The following is a 22,623-nucleotide window of genomic DNA, read 5'->3' as shown; positions in this document are numbered from 1 at the left end:
GTTTCTTAAAGAAACCCGCTTTCTTCACTCCTGGCTAGATACTCAAGCGCTGGTAAATTTGGTCAAGGTGCCGCAACTGGTACTGCGGGTCGAAACACGCCTCGATTTCTTGGGGGCTCAGCAGCGCCATCACACCGGCATCTTTGGCAATCAAATCGTGAAAATTACCGTCGGGTTTGTTCCACGCCTGATGGGCGCACGACTGCACAATTTTGTACGCTTCTTCCCGCAGCATGCCCTTTTCCACTAGAGCGAGCATCACCCGCTGGCTGAACACCACGCCGCCGTAAACATTCATATTCCGCTGCATGTTTTCGGGATAGACCAGCAGGTGTTTCACCAAGTCGGTGATTTCGTGCAGCATAAAATGCGTTATTGTGCAAGCGTCAGGCAAAATCATCCGCTCCACAGAACTGTGAGAGATGTCTCGCTCGTGCCACAGGGCGACATTTTCCAACGCCGCAACGGCATGACCCCGCACGACTCTCGCCATGCCGGTCAAGCGCTCAGAACGAATGGGATTGCGCTTGTGGGGCATAGCGGAGGAGCCTTTTTGCCCTTTGGAGAAAAATTCCTCAACTTCCAAAACATCTGTGCGCTGCAAGTTGCGAATTTCCACCGCAAACCGCTCAATGGAGGCGGCGAGGAGCGCCAGATGCTGCACATATTCCGCATGCCGGTCGCGGGAGATCACCTGCGTCGATGCGGTGTCGGGTTCGAGTCCCAGGTTCTGGCAGGCGATCGCTTCTACGCGGGGGTCAATGTTGGCGTAAGTTCCCACCGCGCCAGAGATTTTCCCGACAGCGATTTGGCTGCGCAAGCGATCGAGCCGGTCGCGGTGGCGCAGCACTTCCGCCAGCCAGCCGGCAAGCTTAAAGCCAAAGGTGATCGGTTCAGCGTGAATCCCGTGGGAGCGACCGATGGCCACGGTGTGCCGGTGTTGCTGGGCTTGGTAGCGAATCGCTTGGCTCAAATCTTCCAGCCGGCACAGCAGCACATCCAAACTGGCCACCAGCTGCAGCGCCAGAGCCGTATCCAGCACGTCCGAACTCGTCAGCCCCAAGTGAATGTAGCGACCGGCATCCCCAACATACTCGCTGACATTTGTCAAGAAGGCAATGACATCGTGGCGGACTTCGGCTTCAATTTCCAGGACGCGCTTGGGGTCAAAGTTAGCTTTGGCCTTAATTTCCTCAACCGCCTCAGCTGGGATGTAACCCAGCTCCGCCTGAGCCTCGCAAACGGCGATTTCCACTTGCAGCCAGGTTTTTAACTTATAGGTATCAGTCCACAGTTCGCCCATCTCGGGCAACGTATACCGCTCGATCACAGTCCGCCACATAGCACAACCATTTTATTGTACAGCCCCTCGACACCTCCCTTGCAGGAAATGCTTTTGTGCCGGCGGGCCGGCCCGCCAGTCTTTTGATTATTTCGTCTGTTTCGGATCTTGCTTTTATCGCCGGAGCGGTGTTACAGTAGAAGGAACAGCTGGGAGCACCGGCAGCCGGTGCGAGGTTCGCAGTTGGGCTTCAGCCCAAAAGTTCGCAGTTGGGCTTCAGCCCAAAAGTTCGCAGTTGGGCTTCAGCCCAAAGGTTCGTAGTTGGGCTTCAGCCCAACAGTTCGTAGTTGGGCTTCAGCCCAAAAGTTCGTAGTTGGGCTTCAGCCCAAAAGTTCGTAGTTGGGCTTCAGCCCAAAAGTTCGTAGTTGGGCTTCAGCCCAAAAGTTCGTAGTTGGGCTTCAGCCCAAAAGTTCGTAGTTGGGCTTTAGCCCACCGGTGCGGTCCCCACTGGGGATATTTTCTCCCCGCTCACCCACAAAGACATAGAAATACTGCCATGACCAAAAAAAAAGTGCCCCTTGAGCCAGTGACCATGCAGGAAGCGGAAGCGGACGCAATCGCGCAATTAGATCAACTATTGAGTTCAGAAGATTCACACGCCAAATTCGTCGGAAGTAACGGGAAAGAAGTTCTAATTCCGGAGTCTGTTTATCGCATCCTGCGACAGGTCATTCACGCGATAGCCTCAGGCCAGCATATTTCCGTACTGACTCCAGAACGCCAGCTGACAACGCAAGAAGCCGCTGATATTTTGAGCGTATCGCGACCCTTTATGGTCAAGTTACTGGAAGCGGGAGAAATTCCCTACATCAAAGTCGGCTCCCACCGGCGCGTTCGTTTTGAGGACTTAATGGCCTACAAAGAAAAGCGGGACATGAAGCGCGGTAAACTGCTCGATGAGCTAATCGAGATGACCGAGGAATCCGGTTTGTACGAGGACAGCTAATAATTATACCCTAAAATGGCTAAACTTGGTGTTGTTTTAGATGCCTGCGTTCTGTTTCCCATGTACCTGCGAGACGTCCTGCTTTGCACCGCCGAGGCCGGTCTGTATATACCCTACTGGTCGCAGAAAATCCTGGATGAGGCGATGGGCAACCTTGTCAGTGCGGGTAAAATCTCGGCTGAGAAAGCAATGAGTCTTGAGGAGATAATGAAAGCTGCCTTTCCTGAAGCAATGGTTGAAGTCCCTGTTGGGTTAGAGCAATTGATGAGGAATGACCCAAAAGACCGTCATGTCCTTGCGGCTGCTGTAAAGGCAGATGCTGATGTCATTGTTACCGATAATATCGCCGACTTCCCAACAGCTGCTCTGGCTTATTGGAACATTAAAGCGCAGACGCCCGATGAGTTTTTGAGTGACCTCTTTGATGAGACACCGGAGTCAATCGTTCAAGTCTTGCGGCGACAGTCTGGCAAGTACAGAAATCCCAAAAAGACTGTAGCGGACTTACTGGATTTTTTGGATCGTAAGGCAAATCTATCGAAGTTCGCCAGTCAGGTTTTGTTCTATCAATACAGCCGTGAGGTTTTACAAACAGCCAAAAAAGCCTTGAGTCAGAGAGGGATACCGGCAGCAGATGGGAGCCGATTTCTAGAGGACGAGCGATACCGGCTGTGGCAGCAAGAGCAAACGCTAACGATAGCAGCTAAAGATGGCCGGGGCGAGATTCTCAGGCAGCAAGATGAGAAAATTGAGGGGAATTTATCAGCGGAGGATGTCCGGGCGTTTCAACTCCTGGAGCAAGAACTAGCACAGCCTGAAGAGCAGCAGCCTGAGAGCGATGACTCCCCCGGAAGCAACCGGCTTTTGTAAATATAGCGCATAAGAACCCCGGTTTCTTTAAGAAACCGGGGTTCTCAGTACCTCACTCAGATGAAAACCGCTATATCTCAGAGCCACGCCCAACCGCGCCCACCCGGAGACAGGCTCTATCCCTACAGGGAGAACCGTCCTGCCATTTTCTAGGCGATAATCAGGTCAAGCCCATTGAGCAATAGCGGCAGTCAGATGCCACAGCCCACAATCCGCGCTGCGGCGCTTCCGCGCATCGCTTCTATCGGAACCGAGCCGAAAGGAATATGCTGAGAGTCTCCCCCCCCCAACTGCGGCGCTACGGTTTGGCCCTGCTAACCGTAGCTGGCGCACTCGCACTGACGCTGATGCTGTGGCCGCTTTTAGGAACCCCTGTGGCGCTGTTTGTGGCGGCTGCCGCCTTCAGTGCCTGGTATGGCGGCGTGGGGCCTGGGCTGCTGGCCACCGCACTGTCGGCTTTGGCCATTGCCTGCTGCCTCACACCGGCGCTTCCCTCACACAGCGCAGCCGCCGGCACTCTCGTCGAGCTCGGTGTTTGCGGGCTGGTGGCGCTGGCCACCGGCTCGCTGAGGGACGAACTGCGCGCCGCCAGACAGCGAGCAGCGGCGAGCCGGTCAAAACTGCTGGAAAGATCCGAGCTGTACCGGCGCATCGTCGAGACGGCGAACGAGGCGATTTGGGCAGTTGACGCCCAGTGGCGGACGACTTACGTCAGCGGGCGCATGGCGGAGATGTTTGGCTGCAATCCAGAAGAGTCTCAATCCGAGGCACCCACTCACGGCATTCTAACTGTCTCCAAAGAATGTAAAATTATATCATACAACCGGCCTTTTGTCAACATCTGGGAAATACCAGAAGAAGTCATGGCAGCGCGGTCGGATGCGGCGGCGCTGCGAGCCGTTGAGGGCAAGCTGGTCAATCCGCAGGAGTTTTTGGCGCGAGTGGCCTATCTCTACCAGCACCCGGAAGCAGAAAGTCACGAAGAAATCCCGCTCAAAGATGGGCGCACCCTCGATCGCTACAGCGCGCCGGTCAAAAGTGCGGACGGCGCATATTGCGGTCGGGTGTGGTTCTTCCGCGACATCACCCGCCGCACTCAGCTGGAGGAGGCGCTGCGACAGAGCGAGAAACGCTACCGGAGTTTTGTCGAGCAGAGTACAGAAGGGATTTGGCGATTTGAGCTGGAAGTGCCAATCTCAACAGAATCTCCAGAAGATGAGCAAATTCAGCAGTGTTACCAATACGCCTACCTGGCTGAGTGCAACAGCGCAATGGCTCAGATGTATGGCTTTTCATCTGTGGGAGAGATTGTCGGGGCGAGGGTGGGCGACTTGCTCCCCAGTTCAGACCGGCACAATCTCGAATACCTGCGGAACTTTATCCGTTCTAGCTACAGGCTGGTGGATGCAGAAAGCCACGAGTTTGACAGGGAGGGCAATCCTAAGTATTTCTTGAACAATCTGTTGGGGATTGTGGAAAATGGCTTTTTAGTGCGAGCCTGGGGGACTCAGCGCGACATCAGCAAGCGCAAGGAACTGGAAGAGGCGCTGCAAGAAAGCGAGAGACGATTTCGCAGCCTAGCCGACACAGCTCCCGTTCTCATCTGGATGGCTGGCAGCGACAAGCTCTGCCATTACTTGAATAAAAGCTGGCTGGACTTCACCGGCAGGACGTTAGAACAAGAGACCGGCAGTGGCTGGACTGAGGGCGTCCATCCTGACGACTTGCAGCGCTGTCTCGACACATATACCACAGCATTTGACGCCCGTCAACCTTTCATAGTGGAATACCGGCTGAAGCGCTTTGACGGTGAGTACCGCTGGATTTTGGACACCGGCACCCCGCGCTTCACGCCCGACGGCAGCTTTCTCGGCTATATCGGCTCCTGCACAGACATCTCCCACCGCGTCCAAGCGGAACAAGCCCTCAGGGAAAGCGAAGAAAAAATCCGCCTGATCGCAGACAGCCTGCCGGCGGTCATTTCCTACGTCGATTCGCAACAGCGGTATGTTTTCATCAATAAGACTTACGAAACCTGGTTCGGGCGCGACCGCACAGAAATTATCGGAAAAGCGATTAAAGAAGTTCTGGGCGAGCCGGCTTATGAAAAAATTTGCCCTCATGTAGAAGCGGCGCTGTCAGGGCGTCGAGTCACCTTTGAGAGCGCCATTTCCTATAAACCAGGCCGCTCTTACTATGTAGAATCCAGTTACATTCCCCATTTAGGAGAGCGCGGGGAAGTCAAAGGATTTTTTGCCTTAACCAGCGATATCAATGCGCGCAAGAAGGCTGAAGAAGAAATAAAAAAACTCAACCAGGACTTGCAGCGGCGCGTCGCGGAGTTGCAAACCTTGCTGGACGTGATGCCCATCGGAATTGGAATTGCCGAAGATGCGGAGTGCAAAAATATCCGGGTCAATCCCTATTTTGCCAAATTCTTGGGGATTTCCTCAGAGGTGAATGCCTCCCTCAGCGCTGCACAGGGGGAAAAACCTTCCAACTTTAAAGTCTGCAAGGATGGCAGGGAGCTAGCTCCAGAAGAGCTGCCCATGCAGTACGCAGCCGCTCATGGCGTCGAAGTTCACATTGAAGTCGAGGTGGTGCATTCAGACGGAAAAATCGTCAACCTGCTGGAGTGCGCCGCGCCGCTGTTTGACGAGGAGGGCAAAACCAGAGGGAGCGTCGGTGCCTTTGTGGACATCACAGAGCGCAAGCGGACAGAGGAAGCGCAGCGCTTTCTAGCGTCCGCGAGCGCGGTGCTGGCGTCTTCGCTAGACTATTCGATTACCCTGGAGAGGGTGGCGCAACTCGCCGTCCCCCAGATCGCTGAGTGGTGTGCCGTCCACATCATTGAGGGAGACGGCTCGGTCCTGCCGGTGGCGGTCGCCCATGTCAACCCAGCGAAGATAGAGTGGGCCCGCGAATTGCAGCGCCGGTACCCCTACGACCCGAACCAGCCGCGCGGCGTGGCCCAGGTGCTGCGCACCGGCAAGTCAGAACTTTACCCCGAGATTCCCGACTCACTGCTACTGGCCTCCGCCCGCGATGCGGAGCACCTGGAAATCCTGCGCCAGGTGGGCTTATCCTCGGTGATGATCGTGCCGGTGGCACTTCACTCCAAGACGCTGGGCGCGATGTCTTTTATCGCAGCCGAGTCAGGTCGCCGCTACACTGCGACTGACCTCGCTTTTGCGCAAAATTTAGCCGACCGCGCCGCCTTAGCCATTGAAAACGCGCGGCTGTACTCAGTGGCAGAACGGGCTCGCGCTGCTGCGGAGGCGGCGAACCGCATGAAAGATGAGTTCCTCGCCACCCTCTCCCACGAGTTGCGCACGCCCCTGACGGCCATTTTCGGGTGGGCGAAGCTGCTACAGGCGCAGAAATTTGACGAGGCGACGGTACAGAAGGCGCTCCAGACAATTGAGCGCAACGCCAAGTCCCAGTCTCAACTGGTTGAGGATCTCCTCGATGTCTCGCGGATTATTACCGGCAAACTGCAGCTGAACGTTCGCCCAGTCGAACTGCTGCCGGTGATTGAGGCCAGCTTGGATGCCGTGCGCCCGGCAGCAGAGGCGAAGTCTATCTCGCTGAGAGTGCAGCTCGATCCAACAGCTGCGCCGGTCTGCGGCGATCCGGAGCGCCTGCAGCAGGTGGTGTGGAATTTGCTCTCCAACGCCATCAAGTTCACCCCTTCTGGGGGGCGTGCCGAAGTGCGACTTTCCGTAGAAATGGGGGATGAGGCCGCAATCTCCGGGCAAAACAATCAATCCCCAATCCAAAATCCAAAATCCAAAATCCAAAATCCCACATCCCCAATCCAAAATCCAAAATCCAAAATCCAAAATCCCACATCCCCAATCCAAAATCCAAAATCCAAAATCCAAAATCCACTGCCCTATGCGCAAATTCAGGTCAGCGACACCGGCTGCGGAATAGACCCCGATTTTCTGCCTCACGTCTTTGAGCGCTTCCGCCAAGCGGACAGCAGCAGCACTCGCACCTACGGCGGACTGGGACTGGGGCTGGCAATCGTCCGCCATTTGGTGGAACTGCACGGGGGAACGGTGGCAGCTAGCAGTGAGGGCGCTGGTTTGGGGGCGACGTTTACCGTCAGGCTGCCCCTGGCGCAATGGATCGCCGGGCGCGGGGCGCAGGGCACCGGCCCTGAGGTGCCGTCCCCCACGCCAGCAACCCCCCTCTCCGGCTTGCGGGTGCTGGTGGTGGATGACGACACCGACACCCGCGACTTGGTGGCCATCGCACTGGAAGAGTATGGAGCCTCGGTGACAGCAGCCGCCTCAGCGTCTGAGGCGCTTGACGCGCTAGCCAAGTTGCCGCCCGATGTGCTGGTGAGCGACATCTCCATGCCGGCTGCCGACGGCTACACTTTGATGCGCCAGCTTCGGGCGCTCCCCGCTGAGAGAGGGGGACAAGTGCCCGCTGTGGCGCTGACGGCATACGCCAGACGAGAAGATCGCCAAAAGGCTTTGGGTGCCGGCTTCCAGATCCACCTCGCCAAGCCGGTGGAGCCGGCGAAACTGGCAGCGGCGGTGGCTTCCCTGGCGGGACGAGCCGGCAGTCTCGGAGCTTGACCTGATATTTATATCATGGAAGTATGCGGCAAAGACTGCCGCTCCCACGGAGGCGAAATATGCTCGAAGCGTTTCAATCCCGTTTCCGGGATTCAGCTGGCAAAAAATCTTCTCCTCCTACCCCCTGCTAAAATCATTATCGCATTCATATGGGCTTCTTTGCACAACCGGGATGCTCGCAAGCCACCCGCTCCCCAGTGCGGCGCTACGGCATCCCTATATTAACTGTTGCGCTAGCCCTGCTGTCGCGGCTGCTGCTCGCGCCGCTGCTTGGGGACGCCAGCCCTTTGCTGCTGTTTACTGCAGCCGTGATGGTCAGCGCTTGGTATGGCGGTCTGTTCTCCGGGTTGCTAGCTACAGCTCTCAGCATTATAGCGCTCGCCTACTTATTTTTGTCTCCTCTCCCCCACTTTCCTAACTCCCCCCTGATAAACGCAGTGCTGCTGTTTTTATTCACACTGGTCGGTCTGACGGCCAGCTGGCTGACTGAGCAGCTGCACTTGGCTAGAAAGCAAGCTGAGTTCAACCTGCGCCAAATCCAAAGACAGCAGGAAGAGTTGCGGGAAAGTGAGGAGCGCTTCCGCTTGTTATTGGAAGGGGTGAGGGACTACGCGATTGTCATGCTAGACCCGGCAGGAAATGTTGCCAGTTGGAACTCAGGGGCAGAAAACGTTACCGGCTATCGGGAACAAGAGATTATCGGTCGGCCTTCTTCTTGTTTTTTCCCCGCTGAAGATATTCAGCTGGGCAAGCCGGAACAAGAATTCAAAATAGCAGCAGAAACAGGCCGGTTTGAATGCGAAGGTTGGCGGGTGCGGAAAGATGGAACGCAGTTTTGGGCGACGGTTACGATTTCGGCACTGCTCGGTGAAACCGGCACTCTGCGAGGTTTCTCCAAGGTGATGCGCGACATCACGGAGCGCAAGCAGGCAGAAGACCGGCTGAAGCGGATTGAGTGGCTCCTGACGAAGAAACACCCGCAAGTTGCGGAGCCGTACCGGCAGCCTTACGGCGACCTGACTGAACTCAACACGAACCGCACGATTTTAGATGCTGTCGGTGCGGAAGTCCTCCACGATATTGCCGGTGACTGCCTCGATTTGCTGCAAACTTCTTCTGCCGTTTACGAGACAAATGGCGACTATGCGATGGGCATTTTTTCTTCCGGGTGGTGCCGGTTTATGGACAGCGCCTCTCGCCGGCTGTGCGCTGCCGGCGATGATCGAGAGGCGCTGGCCTGCGGCCAGTGGCACTGTCACGAATCCTGCTGGAATCACGCCTCGAAGCCGTCTATAGAAACGGGACAGCCGGTGGATATTGAATGTGCCGGCGGCATCCGGCTGTATGCTGTGCCGATTTATGCCGGTGAGGAAATTGTCGGCAGCATTAACTTTGGCTATGGCGATCCGCCTAAAGATCCTGAGAGACTGAAAGAACTTGCAGAGCGCTACGGCGTCACTGTCGGGGAGCTCCAGCAACAGGCTAGCGCCTACGAACCCCGACCGGCTTATATTATCGAAATGGCGAAGAACCGCTTGCAGACTTCCGCCAAGCTGATCGGCGAAATCGTCAAGCGCAAGCGAGCCGAAGAAGAAATCTGGCAGCTCAACGAGAACCTGGAACTCCTGGTGCAAAAGCGCACGGCACAGCTGGAAGAATCCAACAAGGAGCTGGAAGCCTTTTCCTATTCTGTCTCCCACGACTTGCGAGCGCCAATCCGCCACATTAGCGGCTTCGCGGACTTGCTGCAAAAAAGGGCGGCAGCCGGTCTGGATGAAACGGCTATGCGCTATCTCAATACTATCATGGAAACAGCCAAACATGCCGGCAATCTCATTGACGATTTGCTAGCCTTCTCTCGGATGGGGCGCAGCGAAATGCGCCAGAGCGCTGTGAATATGAACCGGCTCCTTCAAGAAGTGTTGCGCGAACTCCAGCCAGAAACAGAAGGGCGCAACATTGGGTGGGAAATTAAGGACTTGCCCGCAGTGCGGGGGGACGCTTCTATGTTGCGGCAAGTCTGGCGCAATCTGCTGTATAATGCTGTGAAGTTCACGCGGAGGTGCGACCGAGCTGAGATTGAAATCGGCAGCAGCCAAACTGAGCGGGAGGTGGGATTTTTTGTGCGCGATAATGGGGTGGGATTTGATATGAAGTACGCCGAAAAACTCTTTGGGGTGTTTCAGCGCCTGCACAGCGCTTCCGAGTTCGAGGGCACCGGCATCGGGCTGGCCAATGTCCGCCGGATTGTCCACCGGCACGGGGGGCGAACTTGGGCGGAAAGTGCCCCCGATCGGGGCGCTACTTTCTACTTCTCACTGCCAAAGCTCCTAGAATAGGGGGATAATCATGGAGGGATTAATGCGAATTCTTCTGGTTGAGGACAGTCCTTATGACGTTGAGTTAACCCTGGCGGCGCTGGCTGAAAACAATCTCGCCAACGAAGTTGTGGTGGCGCGAGACGGGGAGGACGCCCTGGATTATCTTTACCGGCGCGGCATGTACCGGCTGCGGGCGTTCGGCAACCCCGCTGTAGTGCTGCTGGATTTAAAGATGCCGAAAGTCGATGGGCTGGAAGTGCTGGCGCAGATGAAGTCGGACCCAGCCCTCAGACCCATTCCCGTGGTGATGCTCACCTCTTCGCGCGAGGAGCAAGACCTGGTATCGAGCTATAATTTAGGTGTCAATGCCTATGTGGTCAAGCCGGTCGATTTCCAAGAGTTTATCCAGGCGCTCAAGGAACTGGGGCTGTTTTGGGCGGTCCTCAATCAGCCGCCCCCAGGCAGCGCGCCCTCCCACCGGCGGTGAGTTGCAGTTCGTTTCCCCTCTCTATAGCGCTGCCGGCACAAGAGAGCCGGACAGCAGCTTAATAAGAGGCAATTAAACGGAATTCCGGCTCTGGTCGGGCATTTCCGTTTAATAGCTGTCCGCTTGCCCTAAGGCTGCCAGCCCCCATGCAAATAAACAGAAAGATTTAAGAAAAGCGAAATAAAATATATGCTTATATATTATATATTATAAACGGTGATGAGAGAAAGGCGAAAGGAAAGATTGTTATGAAACCCCTGCGAATTCTCCTTCTGGAAGACAGCCTGCTGGACGCGGAACTCATCGGCGCGAACTTGACTGATGGGGGGATTGACTGCGAGCTGGTTCAGGTGGAGGGGCGCGAGGAGTTTCTGGCGGCACTGGAGGGAGACAGCTTTGACTTGATTCTCTCAGACTATTCGCTGCCGAATTTTGACGGCATATCGGCTTTGGAAATTGCTCGGCGAGTCTGTCCGGAAGTGCCATTCATTTTTGTGTCCGGGGCTTTGGGTGAGGAGCTAGCAATTGAAACCCTGAGAAAGGGCGCTACGGACTATGTGCTGAAGCACCGGCTGGAGCGCCTTGTGCCGTCGGTGATGCGGGCGCTGCGGGAAACCTGGGAGAGAGCGGAGCGCAAAGCCGCTCAGGAGGCGCTGCAAGAAAGCGAAGAGCAATACCGGCTCCTGGTAGAATTATTGCCGGATACCGTTTTTATTCAAAGCGAGGGAAAGATTGTTTTTATCAACAGCGCCGGCCTCAAACTTTTCGGCGCAGCCAGTCCCGAAAAACTGCTGGGAAAGCCAATACTAGATTTCATCCACCCAGACTGTCACGAAATCGTCAAAGAGCGCATCCGGCAGATTTTGCAAGAAAGAAAGCAAGCGCCACTTTTGGAAGAAAAAATTGTCCGGCTGGATGGGACAGTTGTGGATGTGGGGGTAACAGCATCTCCCTTTACTTATAAAGGTTTGCCAGCAGCTCTGGTGGTGGCTCGGGATATCAGCGAGCGCAAGCGGGCGTCCGAAGAGCGCGACAGGTTGCTAAAGCGGGAGCGGGCGGCTCGCGCCGAGGCGGAGAAAGCCAACCGGCTCAAGGACGAGTTTCTCTCCACACTCTCCCACGAGCTGCGGACGCCACTGAGCGCCATACTCGGCTGGGCTGAGCTGCTGCGCAACTTGAAGTTTGACGAGGCGACGGTTTCTCACGCCCTGGAGACGATCGTGCGCAACACCAAGTCGCTGGTGAAACTGATTGAGGATATTCTGGACGTCTCGCGGATTGTCAGTGGCAAGCTCAACCTCAATATGGCCTCTGTTAACCTGGCACCAACCGTAGAAGCCGCGATTGACAGCATGCGCCCAGCAGCTGAGGCTAAGAACATTCGGCTTCATGTGGAGATTGACAGGACAGTCAGGCCGATTTCAGGCGATCGCGAGCGCTTGCAGCAAGTTATTTGGAATCTGCTCTCCAACGCTATCAAATTCACCCCTAAGGGGGGGCGAGTGGCGGTGACGCTGCGCGGCGCTGAGTCCTTTGCGGAGATTAAGGTAACAGACACCGGCGCTGGCATCAGCCCTGACTTTCTCCCCTACGTTTTTGAGCGTTTCCGCCAAGCAGACAGCACGACTACCAGATCCTACGGCGGGCTGGGACTGGGGCTGGCGCTGGTGCGCCACCTGGTCGAGCTGCACGGCGGAACCGTCCGCGCGGACAGTGCCGGTGCTGGACAGGGGGCAATGTTTACCGTCAGGCTGCCCCTGGCGGAATCGGGGGCAGGGAGCAGGGCACCCGGCGGCGGGGAAAAACAGCCCGCGCCTCCCGCAAACCCTGCGCCCGCATCCCCGCTGGCCGGTTTGCGGGTGCTGCTGGTGGAGGATGATGCCGACACCTGCGAGCTGATCGCCACTGTCCTCGAAGGGCACGACGCTCGGGTGACGGCTGTGGCCTCTGTCCGGGAAGCGCTGGCGGAAATCGAACGCTGCAAACCCGATGTGCTGGTGAGCGATATTGGCATGCCGGGAGAAGACGGTTACAGCCTGATTCGCAAGCTGAGGGCGATGGAAGCGGGTAAGGAGTGGCGCATTCCCGCTGCCGCCCTCACGGCTTATGCCAAGGCAGAAGACCGCACGCGGGCTCTGTCTGCCGGCTTTCAGATACACATCCCCAAGCCGGTGGAGCCGGCGCAGCTGGCGGCGGCGGTGGCCACTCTGGTGGGACGCCGGGGAAAGATTTGAATCGGGCGTGGGGCATGTGATATGATTTTCTGCGATAGCGCGTCTAATTGATTTGTCCCAACCCCAAAGGGGTAGTGCGAGTGGCACTGTGCCTGCCCTTACCCCCCGCTCCAAGGCCAACCTCAGGAGGATTGCCTTTTTAAGAAACCGCCAAGACGCCATAGATGCGCCAGCAGCTTCCCGTTGGGTAGAGCGCCAAGGAAAGAAAAGAGAGAGGATTTCAGAAATCATTTGGCTCTGCTATATTCAGAGGCAATTCAGGGTGCCGCAACAGCGCTCGCCCACCGGCGAAAAGCGCAAATTTCCCACTGGGGCAGGGGAACGGGAACGCGGTTTATCGCAGAGCCGCGACTGCCGCACGCAGAGCCAGCGTCAAGACGCGACAGGTCGCGCCTCCATTGAATTGAGTGCCGGCTCTCCAAAACTTAAACGTATTAATCCGCACAACTAAAATGCTGACGGTTGCAGGAATACAAATCACACAAAAGCTCTATGAAAGCCAATATTCCCTGGTATATCGGGGCGTCGGAAAGTCTGGGGAGCCGGCTGTCCTGAAAATGCTCAAAGAGCCCTATCCGCCGCCAGAGCGTTTGGCTTGGTTCAAGCGGGAATATGAACTGACGCGCTCCTTAAAGGTGGCGGGTGCCGTGCGGGCGATCGCCCTGGAAAGTGACGGGCAGCGCTCGGTGATGATTTTAGAAGACTTTGGCAGCGACTCTTTGGAGCGGCTGGGACTGGCGGGGCGGATCGAATTAGCGGAGTTTTTGAAATTAGCGATATCTGTCACGGAAATCTTAGGCGACATTCACGCTGCTAATATTATACACAAAGATATCAATCCCAGCAACATCCTCTTCAACCCCACCACCGGACAAGTCAAGATTATCGACTTTGGCATCTCCACCGTCCTGTCGCGGGAAAACTCAACGTTTAGAAGCCCTAATGTCTTGGAAGGGACTCTCACCTACATCTCGCCCGAACAGACGGGACGGATGAATCGGGCGATCGACTGGCGCAGCGATTTTTACTCCCTGGGCGTGACTTTTTACAAATTGCTGGCGGGGTGCGAGCCATTTCAGAGTGGCGATCCGCTTGAATTAGTCCACAGCCACATTGCCAAACAGCCGCGCCCGCCCCACGCCGTGAAATCGGACATCCCGGCGGCGGTTTCCGAGATAATATTGAAACTGATGGCAAAAAACGCCGAAGATCGCTACAAGTCAGCTGACGGTATAAAAGCAGATTTAGAGGTGTGCCTGCAGCAATTGCAGGCAAAAGGGGAAATAGATGCGTTCCCTCTCGGGGCTGCGGATATTTCAGATAAATTTCATATTTCGCAGAAACTGTACGGGCGCGATATCCAGATAGAAACTTTGCTGGCGGCCTTTGAGAGAGTCAGCACCGGCACCCGGGAAATGCTGCTGGTGACGGGGGCTGCCGGTGCCGGCAAAACGGCAGCAGTCAGTGAGGTGCACAAACCGATTACCGCCAAACGCGGGAATTTCATCGCCGGCAAGTTTGACCAGTACAACCGCAACATTCCTTATTATGCCATCTCGCAAGCTTTTAATGAATTGTGCGACCGGCTGCTGGCGGAAAATGACGCCGTATTAAACGAGTGGCGAGAGAAAATCCTGGGGGCTGTTGGCAGCAACGGACAGGTTTTGATAGAGGCGATCCCCCACCTGGAACGAGCGATTGGCCCGCAGCCGCCGGTGGCCCAAGTCGGCGCGCAAGAAGCGCAAAACCGGTTTAACTTGGTCTGTCAAAATTTTATCAAAGCCATCAGCCAGCCGGCACACCCCCTGGTCTTATTTATCGATGACTTGCAGTGGGCGGATGGGGCATCGCTGAGCCTGCTCAAAACCTTAATGAGCGATGAGGAGATTGGGCATTTGCTGGTACTGGGCGCGTATCGCGACAGCGAAGTGGACGCCACCGGCACGCTGGTCATGACGTTAGAAGAGATCGAAAAAGAATCGGGGCTGGTGTCATGGATTCATTTGGACAACTTGAGCGATTCCGATGTCAGCGCTTTAATTGCCGAGACTTTAGCGTGCTCGCCCAGCGAGAGCCAGCCGCTGAGCGATTTGGTTGGCCAGAAAACCCAGGGCAATGCGTTTTTTACGGTTGAATTTTTGAAATCGCTTCACACGGAAGGGCTGCTAACCTTCGCTCGCAGCGAGCGCAAGTGGCAGTGGGATTTGGGCCAAATCCAAGCCAAGGACATCACCGACAGTGCGGTGGTTTTGATGGCGGGGAAGATTGGCAAATTAGCACCCAGGACTCAAACCGTCTTGCAGCTGGCGGCTTGCATTGGCAACAGCTTCGACCTCGCCACTTTGGCGGTGATCTGCGAGCAACCGCCGGCAGCTGTTTTGGGGGATTTCTTCCCAGCGCTGCGAGAGGGGCTGGCTGTTCCTTTGAATGCCAATTACAAAACGGTGACACCGGCAGATGAGACGCTCGCCGGTGAGGCCAAGTTTAAATTCCCGCACGATCGCGTGCAGCAAGCGGCTTATTCCTTAATTGAGGAAAGCCAAAAACAGGCGACGCACTTGCAAATTGGCCGGCTGCTTTTAGCCAGCACTCCGTCAGAACACCTGGAAGACCGGATTTTTGATATCGTCAACCAGCTGAATGAAGGCAGCCCCTTGATTGAGGGGGAGACAGAAAAGGTCAAGCTAGCCGAGTTGAATGGGAGATCCGGGAAAAAAGCCAAGTCGGCAACGGCGTATGAGTCAGCCGGCAGGTATTTTAAGAAGGGGCTGGACCTTTTGGGAGAAAGCCGGTGGGAGAGTTGGTATGAGCTGACGCTGAATCTTTCGGTGGAAGCGCTGGAAGCAGAATATTTACAGCTGCACTATCAGGAAGTGGAAAGACTCTCTCAGGAGATTTTGCAGACCGCTCGATCCCTGCTGGAAAAAATTAAGGTCTATCAAATCCGGATACAGTCTTACAGCGGCCAAAACCAGCCGCGAACTGCCCTCGATACCACGCTGGAAGTGCTGGAAATGCTGGGGGTTACTCTGTCTGGCTCGCAGCTGCAAAACCTGCCAAATCTGAATGTGGCGGATTTATACAACCTGCCTGCGATGACCGATCCGTATAAATTGGCTGCCATGCAGCTTTTGATGAATATCTGGGGGACGACAGTTGCTGTGAGTCCGGAACTCCTGCCCCAGATGGCCATTACAATGGTGGAGCTGTCGGTTGAGTATGGAAATTCGCCCCAGGCTCCTTTTGCCTACGCTTATTATGGCTCTAATCTTTGCGGGGTGCTGGGAGATATCGAGTTGGGCTACCAGCTGGGCCTGCTGGGGGTAAGGTTATTGGATAAGTTTGACAGCGCTGACACCAAATGTAAGGTGGGCCACGTCTTTAATGCTTTTATCCGGCACTGGAAGGAACCGGCGGCTGAATGCATAGAGGGCTTGCGGGCCACTTTTAAATTGGGGCTAGAAGTTGGGGATCTGGAATACACTTGCTATTCGGCGATGGAATACAGCACCATTACGCTGTTCGTGGGAGAAAATTTAGCCAGCGCCTGCCAAAAACACGCGCAGTCCATAAGTCTGATTCACAAGCTGAAACAAGGAATTCAGCTCCAGTACAACCAGATATGGGGGCAACTGGCGCTGAACTTGAGTGGCCAAGCCGGCGACCCCAAAAAGCTGATAGGGGAATGGTTCGATGAGACTGAACGGGTGCCGGTTTATCTGGCCAAGAATCACAGGTTTTTCGTGCTGTGCGTGCAGCTGGCTAAAACCATTCTCTGCTATGTGTTTAACGATCCCGAACAAGCGGCAGCCAGCGCCCGGTTGGTGGCTGAGTGCGAGGTGGCCTTCTCTTCGCTGCAGTTTCGCGGCCAAATTCTTTTTTACTATTCTCTGGCGCTGCTGGCAATCTGTGCCACCGCTGATCCCAGCCAGCAGGTAGAATACCTGAAGGTGGTAGAAGAGAACCAAAACCGAATCGGCGGTTGGGCGGTTAGCGCGCCGGCGAATTACCTGCACAAATACGATCTTGTAGAGGCGGAAAAGGCGAGAGTTCTGGGAGAGAACTGGAAAGCTGGGGAATTTTACGATCGCGCGATTAAAGGAGCCAGGGAACACGGATATCTTCACGAAGAGGCGCTCTCGTATGAGCGAGCTGCAGAGTTTTATCTGGAGCGGGGTTTGGAAGAAATTGCCCAAACCTATATGACGAAAGCTCACTACTGTTACACGCTCTGGGGGGCGGCGGGTAAGGTCAGGGATTTGCAAGAACAGCACCCGCAGTTTTTTGTGGCTAAGTCGTCGGGTTCAACTCAAACTGCTGTCACTATTTCGTCTGCCACCAGCGGGGGCACCGTCACGGCTGCTTTGGACTTGACCAGCATTTTGAAGGCTTCGCAAACGCTCTCTCAAGAGATGGCGCTGGACAGTTTGGTGGCTAAACTGATAAAATTGGCGGTGGAAAATGCGGGGGCGGAAAAAGGCTATCTGCTGATGGAGCGAGACGAGCAGTGGTGGGTGATTGAGGGGTGCGTTGCGAGTGACTCAGATGCCGGTGCGGTTTGGCGCTCTATCTCTCTGGAAAGCGCCGGTGACAGCAGCGAAACGGCTGTGCTGTCTTATGGAATTGTGAATTATGTGATTCGCACCACAGAAAGTGTCGTTTTGAGCGATGCCGCCAAGCAAGGCAATTTCACGCGCGACGCTTACATCCGCAAACAGCAGCCGAAATCGGTGCTGTGCTCGCCGCTGCTGAATCAGAGCAAATTGGTGGGCGTGCTTTATCTGGAAAATAATCTCACCGCCGGCGCATTTACGCCGGACAGATTGGAAGTGCTCTCTCTGCTGGCGGCGCAGGCGGCGATTTCGATTGAAAACGCAAAACTGTACGCGCGAGTGCGTGCGAGTGAAGCCAAACTGGCGCAATTGTTAGAAGCAATGCCGGTGGGAGTTGCGGTTCACGACACCACAGGGCAAGTCACTTACATGAATACAGCCGGAAAGCGCTTGCTGCTCCTGGAGGCTCCACCACAGGCTGCCGGCGAAAAGCTGTCAGAAGCGTATCACATTTATGTTGCTGGAACTGACCGGCTTTACCCCACCGAGCAACTTCCCGCTATGCGGGCGATTAAAGGCGAAACCCTTACAGTTGACGATTTGGAGTTTCGCGCAGAGGGCAAGAGTTTCCTCTTTGAGGTGCGCAGCATTCCGGTTTTCGACGAACGAGGCAATGTTATCTCGGCTCTCAACGCTTTTCACGACATCACCGATCGGGTGCGAGCTCAGAAAGTTTTGGCGGATTACAGCCGCACTCTGGAAGATCGGGTGGCGGAACGCACTCAAGAACTGACAAGCGCTCTGGAATCTCTGAAAGCGACGCAAGAAGAGCTGATTCAATCGGAAAAAATGGCGGCTTTAGGACAGCTGGTTGCTGGAGTCGCCCACGAAATTAACACGCCCTTAGGCGCGATCGCCTCGTCGGCCAGAAATCTGGCCTGTTTCTGGAATGACTCCCTGGAGCCGCTTCTGGCTTTTTGGCAGCGGCTCGAACCGGCATCTCAAGGTCATTTCCTGGCACTGCTGCGAGCCGCAAGCCAGCCGGTGGCTCCCCTGTCCACGCGCGAGCAGCGGCAAATCAAAAAGGCTTTGGCGCAGCAGCTGGAATCCCACAGCATCGAGAACGCCGCCTCCGTTGCCAATCTTTTACTGGGCACCGGCGTTTGGGACAATATCGAGCCTTTCCTGCCGCTGTTAAGAGATCCGGAGGGCGAAACGATCTTAAAAACTGCCTACCAGGTGGCGAACGCCCAAACCAGCATCCGCACCATTGCCACCGCTGCCGAAAGGGCCGGCAAAGTCGTGTTTGCCTTAAAAACCTACGCCCGGTATAATATGACAGGCATTCCAGTGGAGGCGCAGATTGTAGAAGGCATTGAAACTGTACTCACGCTCTATCACAACCAGCTCAAACAGGGCGTACAAGTGATTAAGAATTATGAAGAGGGCGTGCCGGCTGTCCTGTGCTACCCCGACGAACTCAATCAAGTCTGGACGAATCTGATTCACAATGCTTTACAAGCGATGGACTGTCAGGGGACGCTAACCGCTGACATCCGCCGGCGAGAGGGCGGCATCCAAGTCAGCATCACCGACAGCGGGCGGGGCATCCCACCGGAGATCCTGCCGAAAATCTTTCAGCCCTTTTTCACCACCAAGCCCCCCGGAGAAGGCAGCGGTTTGGGGCTGCATATTGTTAAGAAAATTGTCGAGGAGAAGCACCGGGGAAAAATTGAAGTAGAATCAGTACCGGGGCGAACGACCTTTAGCGTATTTTTGCCCCTGACTTGAACCCAGGAGATCCAGCCATGTCCAAAACAGCGATTTTATGCGTTGATGATGAAGTGATGGTTTTGAGCAGTTTGGAGATAGAGCTCCGCTCTGCCTTTGGAGAGAATTTTCTTTACGAATTTGCAGAGAGTGGCGAGGAAGCGCTAGAATTGATAGAGGAACTGCGGGAGGAGGGGGTGGCGATTGTGGCGATAGTCTCCGATTGGTTAATGCCCGGAATGAAAGGAGATGAGCTTTTAATTGAAGTTCACAATAAATTTCCGGAAATCAGTTCCATCATGCTAACGGGCCAAGCGGATTCGCAGGCGATCGAAAAGGCCAAGCAGTACGCGGCGCTCTCTCATTGCTTGTACAAACCCTGGAAGAGTCAGGAATTAATATCGGCGATTAATTTGGCGCTGGAGGGAGAGTTGTTATAGCGGGTATAATGGATTGGGGATTAGGTTTGGGGAACCGCCGCCGTGAAGGAGCGCCAAGGAAAGAAAAGAGAGAGGGATGGCCAAATCATTTCTAACTGCTAGAGCTATTTAATCCCCGCTGCCAACTGTAGATGAGAGCGAAACCCTTAATTTTTATGAATTCACCTTTCATTATCTGCGTTGATGACGATGCCACGATTCTAGACAGTTTGAAAATCGAACTGGAAGCCGCATTTGGCGATGAGTGCTCGCTGGAAATCGCTGAAGGCGGGAATGAGGCGCTGGAAGTTATCTCAGAACTGTTGCAAGATGAGTGCGAGGTGGCGGTTGTGATTGCCGACTACATCATGCGGGATATGAAAGGGGACGAATTTCTGAAGCGGGCCCACGAAATGTCGCCAAAAACTCGCACGGTCATGCTGACTGGGCAAGCGGATATATCCGGTGTTGCCAATGCGATTAATTACGGCAAGCTCTACCGCTATATGGCCAAACCCTGGCAGGCGGAAGACTTGCGCCTGACGGTCAGAGAAGCCTTGCAAAGTTATTTGCAGGAAAAAGAACTGGCCGAAAAAAATTCCCAACTGTTGCAATTGAATCGGGCTCTGGAACACGCCAACCGCGAACAAGCCGCCTTAATTGCGCAACTTGCCGAGGCAGAGAAAAAATTAAAAGACTACAGCCGCACTCTAGAAACTCAAGTGGCCGAGCGAACCGAAGCCTTGCGGCGCAGCGAAGCTCAGCTGAATGCTTTTTTTACCTCTGCGCCGGTGGGACTGTGCGTTGCCGACCGGCAAATGCGATTCAGGCAAATCAATCAAGTTCTGGCGCAGATCGGCGGTTTATCCGCCGAGGAACATATTGGGAAAACGATTCGGGAAGTTTTGCCCGAGCTGGCACCGGCGCTGGAACCGCTCTACGAGAAAGCGCTGAGTGAGAAAAAAACGATTTTAAATGTGGAAATAAGCTGCAATATTTCTAACCAGCAAGGGTTTAGACGCTACTGGCTCGTTTCGTGCTTTCCTATTCCTGACTCGGAGGAACTCCCGTCTAGTGTGGGAGCGGTTGTCATGGAAATTAGCGATCGCAAACAAGTAGAACTCGCCCTGCAAGAGCGCGAGTCGGTGCTGCGCTCTCTCGGAGATCGCCTGCCGAAAGGGTTCATCTACCAGCTGGTTCAAGAACCGAGCGGGCGAATTTACTTCTCCTATATCAGTGCCGGTGTGGAGCGCCTGTTCGGAATCGCTCCTGAAACCGTCATGCAAGAGCCGGCGCTGCTGTACGCTTCACTGGTTGAGGGGGACCGCCTGCTGTTGCAGCAGCTGCTCGCTGAGTCAGCCGGCACCCTAGCCGGTTTCGAGATGCAGCTGCGCAAGCGAACAGAGCGAGGCGATCTTCAGTGGTTGCAGCTTCGCTGCGCTCCCCGCCGGCTCCCCGATGGGGGAACCGTTTGGGATGGAATTGAAATCGATATTACTGAACTCAAACAAACCGAGGTAGAATTAGCCGCAGCGAAAGAAGCCGCAGAAGCCGCCAGCACAGCCAAAAGCCAATTCCTGGCAAATATGAGCCACGAACTGCGCACGCCGCTCAACGCTATCTTAGGGTTCACGCAAGTGATGAGCGCCGACAAATCCCTGTCCCCCAAAAACCAGCAACAGCTGAAAATTATCAACGGCGCGGGCTCTCACCTGCTGGAACTGATCAACGACATTCTAGAAATGTCCAAAATCGAAGCCGGCAAGAGCCCGCTGCATGAAAGTAGCTTTGATTTAATTGCCCTGCTTGACAGTTTGAAACAGATGCTGCAATTGAAGGCGGAAGCAAAAGGGTTGCAGCTGAGTTTTGAAACCGACAAAAACCTCCCCCAATTTGTGCGCTCCGATGAGGGCAAATTGCGCCAGGTTTTGATTAACATCTTGGGAAACGCCATCAAATTTACGCAAGAAGGCAGCGTCACGCTGCGGGTGAGAGTGGGGGATAGCGCATGGGGCGTAGGGCATCAGGCATCGGACACCGAGCAAAACAATCAATTCTCAATTCCCAATCCAAAATCTCCAATGCCCCGCGCCCAATGCCCCGCGCCCAATGCCCCGCGCCCAATTATCTTTGAAGTTTCAGACACCGGCCCCGGGATTGCCCTAGAAGAAATGGACAAATTATTTGAATCCTTCGCCCAAACCGAAACGGGCTGGAAATCCCAGCAAGGCACCGGTTTAGGTTTGCCCATCAGCCGAAAATTCGTGCGGCTGATGGGGGGAGATATCGCCGCCAGCAGTGCGGTGAGTCGGGGCAGCACCTTTACCTTTGATATCCAAGTAAAGCCCGCTGACTCGACTGAAATCCAGGCTCAGCTTCCCCACCGCAAGATTCTCCACCTCGCGCCCAACCAGCCTCAATATCGCATTTTGGCGGTAGACGACCGACCCGAAAGCCGCCTGCTTCTGGCGCACATTCTCACCTCCGCAGGCTTCCAGATGCGAGAAGCCGAGAATGGCAAGGAAGCCATTGAGGTTTGGGAGAGTTGGCAGCCGCACTTAATTCTGATGGATATGCGAATGCCGGTGATGGACGGCTACGAAGCGACCAAACAAATTAAATCCCATTTGAGAGGGGAGCCGGCAGCCATTATTGCCCTGACCGCCAGCGTCTTTGAGCGAGAGCGCTCGGAGATTTTGGCAGCCGGTTGCGATGATTTTATTCGCAAACCTTTCCAAAGAGACCATCTTTTGCAAAAAGTAGGCCAGCATTTAGGGGTGCTGTATATTTATGAAGAAGAAAGCAGCAATATCAAAGCCGGCAAGCCAAACACCGAAGCGATTCCCACACCGGCAGACCTGAGCCCCCACCTGGCGCAGATGTCGCCTGAGTGGGTGGGAGAGGTGAGCCAGGCAGCACGCTATGGCAGCGATGATATAATATTGAAATTGCTGGAAGACATTCCTCCTGAACACGCTCCGCTGGCGATAACTCTAGCCGATTTAGCCAATAACTTCGAGTTTGAAAAGATTCTTAAATTGCTGAAGAAGTGAATAGGTTTGTAGTAGGGCTTTAGCCCTTTTAGGGTG

The 22,623-nt window shown here is 55.0% G+C and carries 11 protein-coding genes; 10 read left to right on the top strand and 1 reads right to left on the bottom strand.

What is annotated here, in order from left to right:
- Positions 1-34: 34 nt before the first annotated feature.
- Positions 35-1,330 (bottom strand): adenylosuccinate lyase, encoded by a 1,296-nt coding sequence (purB, locus tag OSC10802_RS0106985; RefSeq protein WP_026098235.1) that lies wholly within the window; start codon positions 1,328-1,330, stop codon positions 35-37.
- A gap of 508 nt (positions 1,331-1,838) precedes the next feature.
- Between purB and OSC10802_RS0106980 the strand changes: the two genes are divergently transcribed.
- From OSC10802_RS0106980 to OSC10802_RS44055, 10 genes are all read left to right on the top strand, one after another.
- The gene (locus tag OSC10802_RS0106980) at positions 1,839-2,288 is read left to right on the top strand and encodes a helix-turn-helix domain-containing protein (protein WP_017716070.1); all 450 of its coding nucleotides are present in this window, start codon (positions 1,839-1,841) and stop codon (positions 2,286-2,288) included.
- A 15-nt stretch (positions 2,289-2,303) separates the two neighbouring features.
- A complete protein-coding gene (locus tag OSC10802_RS45375; RefSeq protein WP_017716069.1) occupies positions 2,304-3,158 on the top strand; it encodes a PIN domain-containing protein in 855 nt (284 codons plus the stop codon).
- A gap of 266 nt (positions 3,159-3,424) precedes the next feature.
- Positions 3,425-7,750 (top strand): PAS domain S-box protein, encoded by a 4,326-nt coding sequence (locus OSC10802_RS54115; RefSeq protein ID WP_017716068.1) that lies wholly within the window; start codon positions 3,425-3,427, stop codon positions 7,748-7,750.
- 149 nt (positions 7,751-7,899) lie between these two features.
- A complete protein-coding gene (locus OSC10802_RS44060; protein WP_017716067.1) occupies positions 7,900-10,089 on the top strand; it encodes an ATP-binding protein in 2,190 nt (729 codons plus the stop codon).
- A gap of 22 nt (positions 10,090-10,111) precedes the next feature.
- A complete protein-coding gene (locus OSC10802_RS0106960) occupies positions 10,112-10,558 on the top strand; it encodes a response regulator (protein WP_232731634.1) in 447 nt (148 codons plus the stop codon).
- A gap of 248 nt (positions 10,559-10,806) precedes the next feature.
- Positions 10,807-12,792 (top strand): hybrid sensor histidine kinase/response regulator, encoded by a 1,986-nt coding sequence (locus tag OSC10802_RS0106955; RefSeq protein WP_017716065.1) that lies wholly within the window; start codon positions 10,807-10,809, stop codon positions 12,790-12,792.
- 88 nt (positions 12,793-12,880) lie between these two features.
- Positions 12,881-13,243, top strand: coding sequence for a hypothetical protein (locus OSC10802_RS0106950; RefSeq protein ID WP_017716064.1), 363 nt, complete (start codon positions 12,881-12,883; stop codon positions 13,241-13,243).
- Positions 13,200-19,136, top strand: coding sequence for a trifunctional serine/threonine-protein kinase/ATP-binding protein/sensor histidine kinase (locus tag OSC10802_RS0106945; RefSeq protein WP_232731633.1), 5,937 nt, complete (start codon positions 13,200-13,202; stop codon positions 19,134-19,136). Before OSC10802_RS0106950 ends, OSC10802_RS0106945 begins: the two co-directional genes overlap by 44 nt.
- Positions 19,137-19,153: 17 nt before the next feature.
- Complete coding sequence (locus OSC10802_RS0106940) at positions 19,154-19,555, top strand: response regulator (RefSeq protein WP_017716062.1); 402 nt, start codon at positions 19,154-19,156, stop codon at positions 19,553-19,555.
- Between the two features lie 155 nt (positions 19,556-19,710).
- Complete coding sequence (locus OSC10802_RS44055) at positions 19,711-22,587, top strand: response regulator (protein WP_198525075.1); 2,877 nt, start codon at positions 19,711-19,713, stop codon at positions 22,585-22,587.
- Positions 22,588-22,623: the final 36 nt, after the last annotated feature.

The organism is Kamptonema formosum PCC 10802, assembly GCF_000332335.1.
Classification (GTDB): domain Bacteria; phylum Cyanobacteriota; class Cyanobacteriia; order Cyanobacteriales; family Oscillatoriaceae; genus Oscillatoria.
Note: the sequence above shows the minus strand (reverse complement) of the source record. Positions and strands in the feature narration are given on the sequence as shown.